Annotated in this window: 7 protein-coding genes; 3 read left to right on the forward strand and 4 right to left on the reverse strand. The window is 59.6% G+C overall.

Annotated elements, in window-relative coordinates:
• Positions 1-62 precede the first annotated feature (62 nt).
• The 3 genes from selO to QN377_RS06810 form a co-directional block, all read right to left on the reverse strand.
• The gene (gene selO, locus QN377_RS06800) at positions 63-1,526 is read right to left on the reverse strand and encodes a protein adenylyltransferase SelO (RefSeq protein WP_095026327.1); all 1,464 of its coding nucleotides are present in this window, start codon (positions 1,524-1,526) and stop codon (positions 63-65) included.
• A 135-nt stretch (positions 1,527-1,661) separates the two neighbouring features.
• A complete protein-coding gene (gene mscK, locus QN377_RS06805; protein ID WP_169916143.1) occupies positions 1,662-5,009 on the reverse strand; it encodes a mechanosensitive channel MscK in 3,348 nt (1,115 codons plus the stop codon).
• A gap of 34 nt (positions 5,010-5,043) precedes the next feature.
• Positions 5,044-6,786, reverse strand: a complete 1,743-nt coding sequence (locus QN377_RS06810) for a potassium/proton antiporter (RefSeq protein ID WP_095000894.1) — start codon at positions 6,784-6,786, stop codon at positions 5,044-5,046.
• Positions 6,787-7,032: 246 nt separating this feature from the next.
• Here QN377_RS06810 and QN377_RS06815 point away from each other — a divergent pair, with 246 nt between their 5' ends.
• Positions 7,033-7,614 carry a hypothetical protein gene (locus QN377_RS06815; protein WP_095017707.1) on the forward strand — a complete coding sequence of 194 codons (582 nt, stop codon included), beginning with the start codon at positions 7,033-7,035 and terminating at the stop codon, positions 7,612-7,614.
• A gap of 66 nt (positions 7,615-7,680) precedes the next feature.
• Here QN377_RS06815 and putA read toward each other — a convergent pair whose 3' ends face one another.
• Positions 7,681-11,634 (reverse strand): trifunctional transcriptional regulator/proline dehydrogenase/L-glutamate gamma-semialdehyde dehydrogenase, encoded by a 3,954-nt coding sequence (gene putA, locus QN377_RS06820; RefSeq protein WP_095017706.1) that lies wholly within the window; start codon positions 11,632-11,634, stop codon positions 7,681-7,683.
• A gap of 460 nt (positions 11,635-12,094) precedes the next feature.
• Here putA and putP point away from each other — a divergent pair, with 460 nt between their 5' ends.
• Together putP and QN377_RS06830 are read left to right on the forward strand one after the other, a co-directional pair.
• Positions 12,095-13,582: a sodium/proline symporter PutP gene (putP, locus tag QN377_RS06825; protein WP_095000897.1), complete on the forward strand. Its 1,488-nt coding sequence runs from the start codon at positions 12,095-12,097 to the stop codon at positions 13,580-13,582.
• Positions 13,583-13,751: 169 nt separating this feature from the next.
• Positions 13,752-14,594, forward strand: a complete 843-nt coding sequence (locus QN377_RS06830) for a 23S rRNA (adenine(2030)-N(6))-methyltransferase RlmJ (protein ID WP_095017705.1) — start codon at positions 13,752-13,754, stop codon at positions 14,592-14,594.
• The last annotated feature ends 193 nt before the right edge of the window (positions 14,595-14,787 follow it).

Raw genomic sequence — 14,787 nt, forward strand, 5'->3', positions numbered from 1 at the left:
CGACCGGCCTCGGTTCTGTGGGAGCGGGCAAAACCGGCAACAGTATATTTACCGGTTTTGCATCACGACGAGCAGCTGATTTCCAGATGCTTGCCCCACTCCGGCGGGCGTTCGGCGTAGCCTTCCATGCCCGGTTGTTCGGTGAACGGTTGGGTCAATACCGTGTGCAAGCGTTGCACTTCGCTGTAATCCCCGGCCTCGGCCGCATCGATGGCCTTTTGTGCCAGGTAGTTGCGCAGGATATACAGCGGGTTGACCGCGTGCATGCGCTCACGCCGGACGCTTTCATCGCTTGCGCCGTCTCGGGCAACCCGGGCCACGTACTGCGCGGCCCATTCGTCAAAACCCTTGAGATCGACAAATTCGTCTCGCAGCCGTGCTACTGCCTGTTCTGCCGGGAGGTCCCCCAGGCGCCGGAAAAACAGGTTGTAGTCGACGCTGCTGCCTTGCATCTTTTGCAGCAAGGTTTCGACCAGGTGTTGATCGGTGTCTTCGGCACTGGTCAGACCTAACCGGCGGCGCATCAGGTCGAGGTAGTGGGCCTGGTACAGCGGCAAAAAAAGCCCCAGGGTTTCGCGCAAGGCTTCAACGCTGATAAACGGCGTCAATGCCTGGGCCAGGGCACTCAGATTCCACTGGCCGATCGGCACCTGGTTGCTGAAGGAGTAACGCCCTTCATGGTCGGAATGGTTGCAGATGAAGTTGGCGTCGAAGTCGTCGAGGAAGGCGAACGGACCGAAGTCAAAGGTGATGCCCAGGATCGACATGTTGTCGGTGTTCATTACACCGTGACAAAACCCGTAGGCCTGCCACTTGGCGATCAGTTCAGCGTTGCGTTCGACGATTTCGCGAAACATGGCCAGATAGGGTTCGGGTTGCTCCAGGCACTCGGGGAAGTGCATCGCCAGCACATGCTCACCCAGTAGCTTTTGCTGCTCGGGGCGCTTGGTGTAGTAGAAATACTCGAAGTGCCCGAAGCGTATATGGCTGGGTGCCAGGCGCAGCACCATGGCGGCGCGCTCCTGGGTTTCGCGCCACACCGGGGTGTCGGAGGCGATCACACACAGGGCTCGGCTGCTGGGGATGCCCAGTGCATGCAGTGCCTCGCTGGCGAGAAACTCGCGGATCGAGGAGCGCAGTACGGCGCGGCCATCACCCATGCGCGAATAAGGGGTCCTGCCGGCGCCCTTGAGGTGCAGGTCCCAGTGCTCGCCCGCGTCGTTATACACCTCACCCAGCAGTAACCCGCGGCCATCGCCCAGTTGCGGATTGTAAGAACCGAACTGATGACCGGAATAGACCATCGCCCGAGGCTCGGCGTTGGCCCACAGGGTATGGCCACCAAACAGTTGCGCAAATACAGGGTCTTGGGTGACAGCGGGGTCGAGGTCGAGCAGTGCCAGGGCGGCGTCGCTGGCGACCACAACACGCGGTGCGTCGATGGGCTCAGGCAGCACATGGGTCGAGAAGGCATCACCCAGGCGGGCAAAGCGGTTATCAAAAGTCAGTTCGTCGAGGGCTTTCAATGACCGTCTCCAGTGAACAGTGGCGGATCGTGGCAGCGGGCTTGCCCGCGACGGCATCAACGGGCTTGGTTGGTTAAACCGATTCGTTTGCATCGCAGGCAAGCCAGCTCCCACAGAGGTTGCATCGGACTTGCGTCAGTCGAGCTTGCCCAACTGCGGCTTTTGCGGTGGTGGTGTCGGCTCGGGCGGGACTTCCGGCCCAACGGGCACCAGTTTGTATTCTTGCCCCTGCAGGTTCTTGAGGTACACCTCCATCTGCTGGAAGGAGATGTTGATGTGGTGGTTTTTGAACTCGCGGTTGATAAAGCGGTTGACCTCGTCGATCACCGGGTTGCGGTCGCCCAGGTCGCGTACGTGCATGCGCAGTTCGTGGTCGAGAGTGCTTTGGCCGAAGTTGAGGAAGTACACATGGGGCTCCGGGTCTTTGAGCACCCGCGGGTTCTCTTGCGCAGCCTTGAGCAGCAACTGCTTGACCAGGTCGAGGTCGGAGCCGTAATCGACGCCCAGCTTCAGGGTCACACGGGTGATGGTGTCCGTAAGCGACCAGTTGATCAGTTGCCCGGTAATAAAGGTCTTGTTCGGGACGATGATGTCTTTGCGGTCGAAGTCGGTGATGGTGGTGGCCCGGATGCGGATCTTGCTCACGGTACCTGACAGATTGCCGATGGTGATGGTGTCGCCGATCCGTACCGGGCGTTCGAACAGGATCATGATCCCGGAAATAAAGTTGGCGAAGATTTCCTGCATGCCGAAGCCCAGGCCTACCGACAGTGCCGCAACCAGCCATTGCAACTTGTCCCAGCTCACGCCCAGTGTCGACAGGGTGGAGACAAAGCCTACGCCGATGATCACGTAGGTCAGCAGGGTCGTAGTTGCGTAAGCACTGCCCTGGCCCAGATCAAGGCGCGACAGCACCAGCACCTCCAGCAGGCCGGGCAAGTTACGCGCCAGCGCGATGCTGATGCCGATGATGACCAGCGCACCTATCACGTCGCCGATGCTGATGGGCACCATGCTCATATTGGCGCCGGTACCGCTGGTATATTCGTAGAGGGTGATGTTGTCCAGGTAGGAAAATACCGAGATCAAGTCAGCCCACACCCAGTACAGAATGCCGATAAAGCCAGCCAGCAGGGCCAGGCGGATCAGGCGCAGGGACTGTTGGTTGACCTGTTCGATGTCCAGGGTCGGCTCTTCGATAATCGTATCGTTGCCTTCGCCTGCTTCCTTGGCGGCCTGGCGTTTGGCCAGTGCACGCTGGTAGGCCAGGCGCCGTGCCGCTACTGCCAGGCCACGGACAAACGCCGCTTCGACCACCAGCCAGAGCATCAGCAGGTAGAGGGTATTGATCAGGCGGTCGCTGAGCTTGAGTGCGGTGTAGTAGTAGCCAAAACACACCGCCACAAACAGCGCCAGCGGCAGCAGGGCGAAGGCAAAACCGAGCAACTTGCGCAGGCGATAGGCTTTTGTTGCTGTTTCAAAGTCGTTGAGCAACAGGCGGCAGAGCAGCCAGGCCATGGCCGCATAGCAACTGAGCACCACCAGAATACCCAGGACATCGTCGGCCAGCGCAGCCGGTTGTTGCTCGGCAAAGGCGACGACGGCCACCAGGGCCAGGACCACAAAACCGAGTTTGCGGATCCAGTTTTGCAAGAACGCGACCAACGGTTTTTCCCAGCGAAAATGCAGTTCGGCCACGCCACCCGGCGCCAGAATCCGGTAAGCGGTGTAGAACACCAGCCAGGCCTCGGCCATCTGAATCAACGCCGCGCCCGTATTGGCATTCATGCCCCGGGCATCGGTTTGCAAGGCGTAGCCGCACAAGGCCAGCGCCAATGAAATGGGCATCGCCAGCAAGATATTGATCAATATTGCCAGCGGCGTGTGCCATTGGCTGTCACGCTTGAAGTGACCGATGTCCTGATGGATGTTGTTCAATTTGCTGTAGAGGTAGCGACGTTTCCACAGCAGCGCCACGACCACCAGCAAAAACGGCAAGAACAGCAGGGGACGTTGCACCAGGCCTTCTGCCAGTTCACTGACGCTGGAACCCCAGGGCAGGGTGGTGATTTGCTGCTCAAGCTGGCGCGGTGCGGTTTCCAGCCATTCCAGATCCAGCGGCTTGTTGCTGGGGATCCAGAACATTTGCTCATCCAGCGTGGCGCGCAGGCTTTGGGCGGTGCTGAGCAGTTGTTTCTGGTTCAGTTGCAGGGTGATCGATTCGTTGAGCAGCGAGCTAAGTTCGCGGTTCAGGCGGTCCAGCAGATCGCTGCGGGTGTTGACCAGTTCGAGCAGGGTTTTGCGCAGTTGCGGTGTGACCTGGTCGACAGGTTGGGTGGACAGCAGGTTGTCGACGTAAGTCGTGGGGTTGCTGATCAACTCGCGCTGCTGGTTGATTTCAAACTGGTACAGACGGATATCGGCGATTTCGTCTGCCAGATTCTTGTCCATTTTTTGCAGGCGCGGCAGGGCTTGCTTCTGCTTATAAAGTATCTTGGACAGCAACAAACTGCCCTTGAGCACGTTGATCTGCTCATCCAGGGCCTGGTCGCTCTGGGTAACGTTGTCCAGTTGTTGCTTTGTTTGCAGATTCTGCTGGGTCACCTCGTTGAGGCGATCGGTGCTGCGCAACAGGTAGTCGGAGAGCTTGAGGTTGATCGCGCTTTCGGTCGCCAGCAGGCTGCTGCTGCCGGACTTTTTCGCCTCGATGGATTGCTCGGTCACGGTCTGCTGCGACTGGGCCAGGCGCTTTTGATTGATCAGGGTTTGCAGGTCCTGGATTTCCTGGTCCTGGCGCGTGGTTTTTTCCAGCAGCAGGTCGTGCTGGCTGCCGCTCAGATCTTGCAACAGGCTGTTGCCAGCCAGTTCCTGGCGGCGCAGGGCAATCAGTGCGTTGAGCGAGGCGGCTTCGGCGTTGAGCTGGTTGCGCTGATCGGGGGTAAGCAACTTGCCATTGTCGCGTCCTGTTTTCAGGGTGGTGTTGATCTGCTGGATACGGGTCTGGCTGTTGCTGATCTCGGCCTGGGCCCGCTCGGGTCGGGTCTGCGCGGCAATGCTTTGGCTGTTGGCGATAGCCAGGGCTTTTTGCAGCTCGCCCTGTTGCGTGGTGCGTTCCGCCAGCAGTTGTTCCAGCTGCTGCACGGACAGCTCGCTGTAGCGCTGGGCTACGGGTATGGGTTTGCTGGCCTTGATTTTGGCCAGTTCGCGCTGGTTTTCGGCAGTCTGGCGAGGGGCATCGTTGATCTGTTGTTTGACGTCGTTCAGGCGCTGTTCGTAATCGGCTTTGCTGTCGAGCAGGGTCAGGGTCTGCTGGAGCACCGCCTGCAGGGCTTTTTGGTCGGCGTCCGGCAGTTTGCGCTCGGCAATTTTGTCCAGGCTTTGCTGCACCGCTTCGGCGGTAGGCGGGTCGGCAGCCTGAAGCGTGCCGACACAAAGGCTCAGGCCGAGCAGGACGGTGGCGATGAACGTGCGCAGAGTTGGCATAGATACCGGTCAGACAAGGGCGGAAAGTTGGAGTTTAGAGGAACAGCCCCGGGCCCGGTGCACTTCCTTCGGGGAATCTGACGCCCACTTTGGCGATCTTGTTCCCTTCCATCATCGCAACCGTCCAGATGGTGTTGTTCCACTCCACCTGGTCGCCGACCACCGGCGCGCCGCCGACCTTGTGGGCAATGAAGCTGCTCAGTGAGGTGTTCGGGTCGATGCCGTCCAGCTTCAGGCCGTACAAGGCGGCCACAGCGCCCAGCTGGGCGTCGCCCTCGAGCACGAAGTCGCCGAAGAAACGCAGGTCCAGGCCACGGCTCGGGGGCTGGCTGAACAGTTTGCCCAAGGCAGGCAAGTCGTGTTCGTGGCCGATGACGCAGAGCAGGTCACCCACTTCAAGCGTGGTACTACCCGACGGATGGAGCAGTTTTTTATCGCGAAACAGGGCGGCGATACGGGTGCCGTCGGGCATTTTCAGTTCACGCAGGGCCGCACCGATGCACCAGTTTTGTGCGTCGAGGCGATAAACAAAGAGTTCCCACTCGCTGGTGACATGCACTTCAAGGGCTGAACGGGACACGGGGGCCAGATCAGGCGGTACGGTCACCTTGAGCAGCTTGGCGACCCACGGCAGGCTGGTGCCTTGCACCAGAAGAGATACCAGCACGATAAAGAATGCCAGGTTGAAATACAGCTGCGCATTGGGCAGCCCGGCCATCAACGGGAACACCGCCAGAATGATCGGCACCGCACCGCGCAGGCCTACCCATGAGATAAAGGCTTTTTCGCGTCCATGGAAGGCTTTGAAAGGTAGCAGCCCCACTACCACTGACAGCGGGCGGGCAAACAGAATCATCCACAGGGCCAGTGCCAGTGCTGGAATGGCGATGGGCAACAGGTCGTGTGGCGTGACCAGCAAGCCCAGCACCAGGAACATGCCAATCTGGGCCAGCCAGGCCATGCCGTCGAGCATATGCAAAATGCCATGACGGCTGCGGATCGGACTGTTGCCAATCACCAGGCCGCACAGGTAGACCGCGAGAAAGCCGCTGCCGTGCAGGGCGTTGGTCAGGGAAAAGACCACCAGCCCGCCTGCGATCACCAGAATCGGGTACAGGCCGTTGGCCAGGTTGATACGGTTGACCATTTGCAGCATTAGCCAGCCGCCTGCCAGACCGACCGTGCCGCCGATGGCAAATTCACGCACCAGGTTGAGCAACAGGCTCCAGTGCAGGCCTGTTTCACCGCTGGCGAGCATGTCGATCAGGGTGACGGTGAGGAATACCGCCATCGGGTCGTTGCTGCCGGACTCGATTTCGAGGCTGGCTGAAACCCGCTCGTTCAGGCCTTTGCCACCCAGCAGCGAGAACACTGCGGCGGCATCGGTGGAGCCGACAATGGCGCCAACCAGCAGACCCTGGATCAAGTTGAGATTAAACAGCCAGGCGGCCATCAGCCCGGTCAGCCCCGTGGTGATCATCACCCCCACCGTGGCCAGCGATAACGCGGGCCATAACGCCACGCGAAAACTGGAAACCCGGGTGCGCAAGCCGCCGTCGAGCAAAATCACCGCCAGGGCGAGGTTGCCCACCAGATAGGCCGTGGGGTAGTTGTCAAAAATGATGCCGCCGCCATCGACACCTGCGGTCATGCCCACCGCAAGGATGATGACCAGTATCGGGATGCCCAGGCGCGAGGACAGAGAACTTACCAGGATGCTTGCGCCTACCAGCAACGCGCCGATCAAGAACAGGCTGTTGATGGTCGTCGCATTCAAAGGCAGTACTCCAGAAAGCTAAAAAAGACAGGGCGCAGACCTGGCATGCAGCCTGCGTGCCATCGATTCTAACCTGCGCCATTGGCGGGCTGTCAAAAAAGGTTTTGAATGGATTACACCCTGGAGGTGTTTGGGCCTGTCGAGTAGGACTGAAGGCCTTTCTTACAAAAAAATGGGATTTTCACTGCATTTTTATATTAGGTAAATTGTGTGTACTGCGGCCTCCCACTTGCGCACGGACATGACATGAACCCTGCTACTGAGGCTGGCAACAGGCTATCGAAGACAACACCGTGGTGTGACGACAAACGAATCAACCTTTATGTCGTGTCTGTCAGCAAGTTTCTGCTGCTGTATGGGCTTACGGCAGGCGGGTACATGGTCTATTGGTCATATCGCAACTGGGCGTCCTACAAAGCGGAAACCGGGGCGCCGATCGCGCCGTTGCTGCGCGCTGCGCTCTGGCCATTTTTTATCCTGCCGCTGTTTGAAGTGGTTCAGAACGGCCTCGACAGGACAGGGCGCTGCTATTTTTGGCAACCCGAGACCAGAGGCCTGCTCATTATGCTGCTGGTCATGTTCTCGGTGCTGGTGTCCACGCTGTTTACCCGGCCCGCGGATGCGGTCTATGTGTTGTTCACCAATGCAGTACTGATCACCGGTTGTTGTGCAATGCTGGTGGCGGCCCAGCGCGCAATCAATATGCTGGCGGGTGACCCGCAGGGCAGCGTCAACAAGGCCCTGAGCTGGGCTAATTTTGCCTGGATGGTGGCCGGCACGTTGTTGATGGCCATCGTTGGCTATATGGAATTCATGAGCCAACGTTGAGTTCATGGCGTAAAAAAACCGGGCAACCCTTTCGGGTGCCCGGTTTTTTATTGCCCGATCACATCCTCAACCGATGGTCATCAGGCTTGCGTTGCCACCCGCAGCAGCGGTGTTGACGCTCAGTGCGCGCTCGATCACCAGGCGTTCCAGGGCGATATTGGTTTCGCCCTGGGACAGGCCCTGTACGCCAACGATGGCGCCTGCGCGTTGTGCCACTTGCTGGCACACGTCACGCAACTGGTCACAGTCGCCGTGGTGCAGGACGGCGTCGAAGATCACTTCGTCCTTGGTCCAGTCCGCGACCAGTGTGATGCGTGGCTGCACCTCTGCAGGCAGGCGGGCCAGCAGGGCCTTGGCCAGTTCACTTTGCGGCAGTACCGCCGAGCTGCCCACGGCCAGAACGGCAGCCAGTTGGGTCAGCAGGTCGCTTTCAACTTCAGCCAGGCACAGCACATGTTCACGCGGCAGAATGGCGTAGCTGTTGCGTTCGCCGGTCGGGCCGTTGAGCAGGCGCGTGATGCCACTTTGCGAGTGTGCAGCGTACTCGGTGCACAGCTCGGCCAGTGCTGGTTGCTGGTTGCTGGTTGCCCAGGCTTGCAGGGCGCTGAGCGGTTTGCTCATGGCCTCGCGGGCCTGGGTGTCCGGTGCGGTCACGGCATCGACCTTGGCGAACGATTGCTCGATTGCATTGCCCGGGCGGGTCGACAGCAGGCGGTACAGGTACAGCGGGCCACCGGCTTTCGGGCCGGTACCCGACAGGCCTTCACCGCCGAACGGTTGCACGCCGACCACCGCACCAACGATGTTGCGGTTGACGTAGACGTTACCGGCGTTGACGTTGTTGACCACCTTGGCAATGGTTTCGTCGATACGGGTATGTACGCCCAGTGTCAGGCCATAACCCGAAGCGTTGATCTGTGCGATCAACTGGTCGATGTCTTTGCGCTTGTAGCGCACCACGTGCAGCACCGGCCCGAAGATCTCGCGTTCCAGCTCGTCAAAGCTTTCCAGTTCAATCAGGGTCGGCATGACAAAGGTGCCGCGTTTACATTCTTCGCTATCGGCGATGGCCATCTGGTACACAGAGCGGCCCTTGTCGCGCATGCCCTGGATATGCTGCTCGATCCCGGCCTTGGCTTCGGCGTCGATCACCGGGCCGATGTCCACGTTCAAGCGCTCGGGGTTGCCCATGCGCGATTCGGCCATGGCACCTTTGAGCATTTCGATGACGCGATCTGCCGAGTCCTCTTGCAGGCACAGTACCCGCAGTGCCGAGCAACGTTGACCGGCGCTGTCGAAGGCCGAAGACACCACGTCGATAACCACTTGCTCGGTCAGGGCCGAAGAGTCGACGATCATGGCGTTCTGGCCGCCAGTTTCGGCGATCAGCGGGATAGGGCGGCCCTGGGCATCCAGGCGACCGGCAATATTGCGTTGCAGCAGGCGGGCCACTTCGGTGGAGCCGGTGAACATCACGCCTTTGACGCGATCATCACCCACCAGGCGTGCGCCGACGGTTTCGCCGCGGCCAGGCAGCAATTGCAGCACGCCTTGCGGGATGCCAGCTTCGAGCAGGATGCGTACGGCTTGTGCGGCAACCAGCGGGGTTTGCTCGGCAGGCTTGGCCAGTACCGGGTTACCGGCAGCCAATGCTGCAGCCACCTGGCCGCTGAAGATGGCCAGCGGGAAGTTCCACGGGCTGATGCAGACCACCGGGCCCAGCGGGCGGTGGGCATCGTTGGTGAAGTCGTTACGGGCCTGCACCGCGTAGTAGCGCAGGAAGTCCACTGCTTCGCGCACTTCGGCGATAGCGTTGGCGAAGGTCTTGCCAGCTTCACGGGCCAGCAGGCCCATCAGTGGCTGGATCTCGCCTTCCATCAGGTCGGCGGCGCGCTCCAGGATCGCAGCGCGCTCGGCGGGCGGGGTGGCCTGCCAGATCGGTGCGGCGCTCAGGGCACACTGGATAGCGTTATCGGCGTCTTCAACGGTGGCTTCTTGTACATGACCCACCACATCACGCAGGTCGGCCGGGTTGAGCACCGCCGCCGGCGCTTCGTTGCTGGAGTCACAACCGAGCATCGGCGCGGCTTTCCAGTCGTTATGGGCCGTGGCCAGCAAGGCGCAGGACAACGACGCCAAGCGGTGTTCGTTGGACATGTCGATGCCGCTGGAGTTGGCGCGTTCGCTGCCATACAGATCACGCGGCAACGGGATGCGCGGGTGCGGCAAGCCGAAGCCGCCTTCGGTCGTGGCCATTTGTTCAATCTGGCTGACCGGATCGGCCACCAACTCGTGGATTGCGATAGTGTGGTCGGCGATACGGTTAACGAACGAGGTGTTCGCGCCGTTTTCCAGAAGGCGTCGCACCAGGTAAGCCAGCAGTGTTTCGTGGGTACCCACTGGGGCGTACACACGGCACGGACGGTTCAGCTTGCCTTCGGCAACCTTGCCTACAACCTGTTCGTAGAGGGGTTCACCCATGCCGTGCAGGCACTGGAACTCGTACTGACCCGGGTAGTAGTTTTGACCGGCAATGTGATAAATCGCCGACAGCGTTTGGGCGTTGTGGGTGGCGAATTGCGGGTAGATGGCTTCTGGTACGGCCAGCAGCTTTTTCGCACAAGCGAGGTAGGACACGTCGGTGTACACCTTGCGGGTGTAGACCGGATAGCCTTCCAGGCCTTCGACTTGGGCGCGTTTGATTTCGCTGTCCCAGTACGCGCCCTTCACCAGGCGGATCATCAGGCGATGACGACTGCGGCGAGCCAGGTCGATCACGTAGTCGATCACATACGGGCAGCGCTTCTGGTAAGCCTGAATCACGAAGCCGATGCCGTTCCAGCCAGCCAGCTGCGGCTCGAAGCACAGGCGCTCGAGCAGGTCGAGAGAGATTTCCAGGCGGTCTGCTTCTTCGGCGTCGATATTGAGACCGATGTCATACTTCTTGGCCAGCAAGGTCAGCGACAACAGGCGCGGGTACAGCTCGTCCATCACGCGTTCGTACTGGGCGCGGCTGTAGCGCGGGTGCAGGGCCGACAGCTTGATGGAAATGCCCGGGCCTTCATAGATGCCGCGACCGTGGGAGGCTTTGCCAATCGAGTGGATGGCTTGCTCATAGGACGCGAGGTACTTTTGTGCGTCATGTTCGGTGAGTGCGGCTTCGCCGAGCATGTCGTAGGAATAACGGAAGCCCTTGGCTTCAAAGCGCGTGGCGTTGGCCAGGGCTTCGGCGATGGTTTCGCCGGTGACAAACTGCTCGCCCATCAGGCGCATGGCCATGTCGACGCCCTTGCGGATCATCGGCTCGCCGCTCTTGCCGATAATGCGGCTCAGGGAGGAGGTCAGGCCTGCTTCGTTGTGCGTCGACACCAGCTTGCCGGTCAGCAACAGACCCCAGGTTGCAGCGTTGACGAACAGCGACGGGCTGTTGCCCAGGTGCGGGTGCCAGTTGCCAGTGCTGATCTTGTCGCGAATAAGGGCGTCGCGGGTGCCTTTGTCCGGGATACGCAGCAGCGCCTCAGCCAGGCACATCAGGGCCACGCCCTCCTGGGACGACAGGGAAAACTCCTGCAGCAAGCCCTGCACGATACCGGCACGGCCGCCGGCGCTCTTCTGGTTGCGCAATTTTTCGGCAATCGAGGCTGCCAGGGTTTGCGTGGCTTCGGCCATAGGGGCTGGCAGTCGCGCCTGCTCCAGCAACATGGGCACCACTTCGGGTTCCGGGCGACGGTACGCCGAAGTAATGGCAGCGCGCAGTACGGACTGCGGCAGGATGCTTTCTGCGAACTCCAGGAAGCATTGATGCGCGTGGTCGGCTTGTACTTCGTCGGCGTCATCGCTGGCAGAACCAGGGATACCGCTCAACTCGGTCAGGGTTGCACCACCCTCGAGTTTTTCCAGGTAATTGAAGATTGCCTGCTTGATCAGCCAGTGTGGCGTGCGATCAATCGAGGTCGCGGCGGCCTTGAGGCGCTCGCGGGTCGGGTCATCAAGTTTGACCCCAAGGGTGGTGGTAGCCATTTTTTTATCCTCATGGGTGCCACATTTGCGTGGCAGCAGCTGGCGGCAAGATTAGCGCTGCGCCGAAACGGGTGCAACTAGGTGCAACCCGTTTTTTTGTGGATTGGTCGACGCTTCGTCAGGAATATTCAGGCGGGGTGAAATCAGTGCCCTGCTGTGGTGCTTTCTGTTTGGTTTGGTAAGGTCTTTGCTCCGAAAAGGCGCAAAAACTCCGAATTGAGACGAAAAGGCGACAAGGTGCAACTTGGCTCGCAGAAACTGGTTGCACCCGATTTGCTTTGTTGCATAGCATTCGCGCCCAAGGTGCAACCTCCTACAGAAGATTGGTTCATCGGCTGATGGATTTCCTGGGGAAACATCAGTCATAAATGCGCGGCAGGGTTAATCGTCTCAAACAGGACGTTTGTGAGCGTACGGCCAGACCGCCGCTAAACATAAAAACAATGCCAGGGCTTTATCAATGAGTGTTAGTAACCCAACCCTGATCACGTTCGTGATCTATATTGCGGCAATGGTGCTGATTGGCCTGATGGCTTATCGCTCCACCAACAACCTTTCTGACTATATTCTCGGTGGCCGTAGCCTGGGCAGCGTTGTCACTGCATTGTCCGCCGGTGCCTCCGACATGAGCGGCTGGTTGTTGATGGGTTTGCCGGGTGCGATCTACATGTCCGGCTTGTCGGAAAGCTGGATCGCCATCGGTCTGGTGACCGGCGCTTACCTGAACTGGCTGTTTGTTGCCGGTCGCCTGCGGGTACAGACCGAGCACAACGGTGATGCGCTGACCTTGCCGGATTACTTCTCCAGCCGTTTTGAAGACAAAAGCGGTTTGCTGCGGATCATCTCGGCCATCGTGATTCTGGTGTTCTTCACCATCTACTGCGCTTCCGGCATTGTGGCCGGCGCCCGCCTGTTCGAAAGCACCTTCGGCATGTCTTACGAATCCGCCTTGTGGGCCGGTGCTGCGGCGACCATCGCCTATACCTTTATCGGTGGGTTCCTGGCAGTGAGCTGGACCGACACGGTTCAAGCCACCCTGATGATCTTCGCGCTGATCCTGACGCCTATCATCGTGCTGCTGGCCACGGGTGGCGTAGACACCACGTTCCTGGCCATCGAGGCCAACGACCCAAGCAACTTCGACATGCTCAAGGGCACGTCCTTCATCGGCATCATCTCGCTGATGGGCTGGGGTCTGGGTTACTTCGGTCAACCGCACATTCTGGCGCGTTTCATGGCCGCTGATTCGGTCAAGTCGATCGCCAAGGCGCGTCGCATCTCCATGACCTGGATGATCCTGTGCCTGGCCGGTACGGTCGCTGTAGGCTTCTTCGGTATCGCTTACTTCTCGGCACACCCTGAAGTGGCCGGGCCGGTGACCGAAAACCCAGAGCGCGTATTCATTGAACTGGCCAAGCTGCTGTTCAACCCGTGGATTGCCGGTGTGCTGCTGTCGGCCATTCTGGCTGCGGTCATGAGTACCCTGAGCTGCCAGTTGCTGGTGTGCTCCAGTGCCCTGACCGAAGACTTCTACAAGTCCTTCCTGCGTAAAAATGCCTCCCAGCTGGAACTGGTATGGGTTGGCCGGATCATGGTGCTGGTGGTTGCACTGATCGCCATTGCACTGGCCTCCAACCCGGAGAACCGTGTGCTGGGTCTGGTGAGCTACGCGTGGGCAGGTTTCGGTGCTGCGTTCGGTCCAGTAGTACTGATCTCTGTACTGTGGAAAGGCATGACCCGTAATGGTGCATTGGCCGGTATTCTGGTCGGTGCCATTACCGTGATCGTGTGGAAGCATTTCGCCTTGTTTGGCCTGTACGAAATCATCCCGGGCTTTATCCTGGGCAGCCTGGCCATTGTGCTGGCAAGCCTTGCGGGCAAAGGCCCAAGCAAAGGCATGATCGAGCGTTTCGACGCTGCTGAAAAAGACTTCCAGCAAAACAGCTGATCAGAGAAGCGCTTGCGCTGACCTTGAAGTGTTCAAAAACGGCCCGTCTCCAGGTGTGACGGGCCGTTTTTTTTGCCTGGGCGTTGCTCACCGTATCTCGGAAAAAACGCCCGCGACCTGACGTCAGGTTGCGTACAAGGTAAACTTCGCCTCCTGCGCAGGAGCAACCATGAACTATCGTCACGCCTTCCACGCCGGCAACCACGCCGACGTCTTCAAACATATCGTCTTGACCCGCCTCATCGCCCTGATGTCGCGCAAAGAGCAGCCTTTTGCCTATCTCGATACCCACGCCGGTATTGGTCTGTACGACCTCAAGGGCGATCAGGCCAACCGCACGGGCGAGTACCTTGAAGGCATTGCACGGTTGTGGGGGCAGAAAGACCTGCCTGCAGTGACTGATGACTACATGCAAGTACTGCGCAAGATGAACCCGGATGGCGAGTTGCGCTATTACCCGGGCTCGCCGGAGTGGGCGCGACGCCTGACCCGTTCCCAGGACCGTGTGCTGTTGAACGAGAAACACCCCGAAGACGGCGTATTGCTCAAAGACAACATGAAGGGTGATCGCCGCGTAGCGGTGCATTTGGGCGAAGGCTGGCATGTGCCGCGTGCTTTGCTGCCGGTGGCTGAGAAGCGTGGCTTGATGCTGATCGACCCGCCGTTCGAGAAACTCGACGAAATGAAGCGCTGCGCCGAATCGTTGAAAGACGCGATCAGTCGCATGCGCCAGACCGTTGTAGCGATCTGGTATCCGATCAAGGACAAGCGCCAGTTGCGTCGTTTCTATCAGGACTTGGCAGGTTCAGGTGCACCGAAGTTGCTGCAGGTGGAGTTGTTCGTGCATCCGCTGGATACGCCCAACAGCCTCAATGGTTCGGGCCTGGCGATCGCCAACCCGCCTTGGGGTCTCGAAGAAGAGCTGCGCGAACTGTTGCCGTGGCTGGCCAAAAAACTGGGTCAAACCCAGGGTGGCTGGCAGATGGAATGGTTGATTGCGGAAAATAGCTGAAAACCAATGTGAGAGCGGGCTTGCTCGCGATCGAGGCGATGCGGTGTAACAGAAACACCGAGTCGCTTGCATCGCGAGCAAGCCCGCTCCCACCGTTTTTTGTGCTACATCAAATCGGGCAGGTCACACCGGTGCCGCCGATACCGCAATAACCCTGCGGGTTTTTCGCCAGGTACCTGTCTCTTATACACAT

Source organism: Pseudomonas sp. CCC4.1, from assembly GCF_035019225.1.
GTDB lineage: Bacteria > Pseudomonadota > Gammaproteobacteria > Pseudomonadales > Pseudomonadaceae > Aquipseudomonas > Aquipseudomonas bubulae.

What these genes read in the sequence shown, in the direction of transcription:
- QN377_RS06830 (WP_095017705.1), top strand. Translation starts at nt 13,752, where the DNA reads ATGAACTATCGTCACGCCTTCCACGCCGGCAACCACGCCGACGTCTTC.
- QN377_RS06815 (WP_095017707.1), top strand. Translation starts at nt 7,033, where the DNA reads ATGAACCCTGCTACTGAGGCTGGCAACAGGCTATCGAAGACAACACCG.
- putA (WP_095017706.1), bottom strand. Translation starts at nt 11,634, where the DNA reads ATGGCTACCACCACCCTTGGGGTCAAACTTGATGACCCGACCCGCGAG.
- mscK (WP_169916143.1), bottom strand. Translation starts at nt 5,009, where the DNA reads ATGCCAACTCTGCGCACGTTCATCGCCACCGTCCTGCTCGGCCTGAGC.
- putP (WP_095000897.1), top strand. Translation starts at nt 12,095, where the DNA reads ATGAGTGTTAGTAACCCAACCCTGATCACGTTCGTGATCTATATTGCG.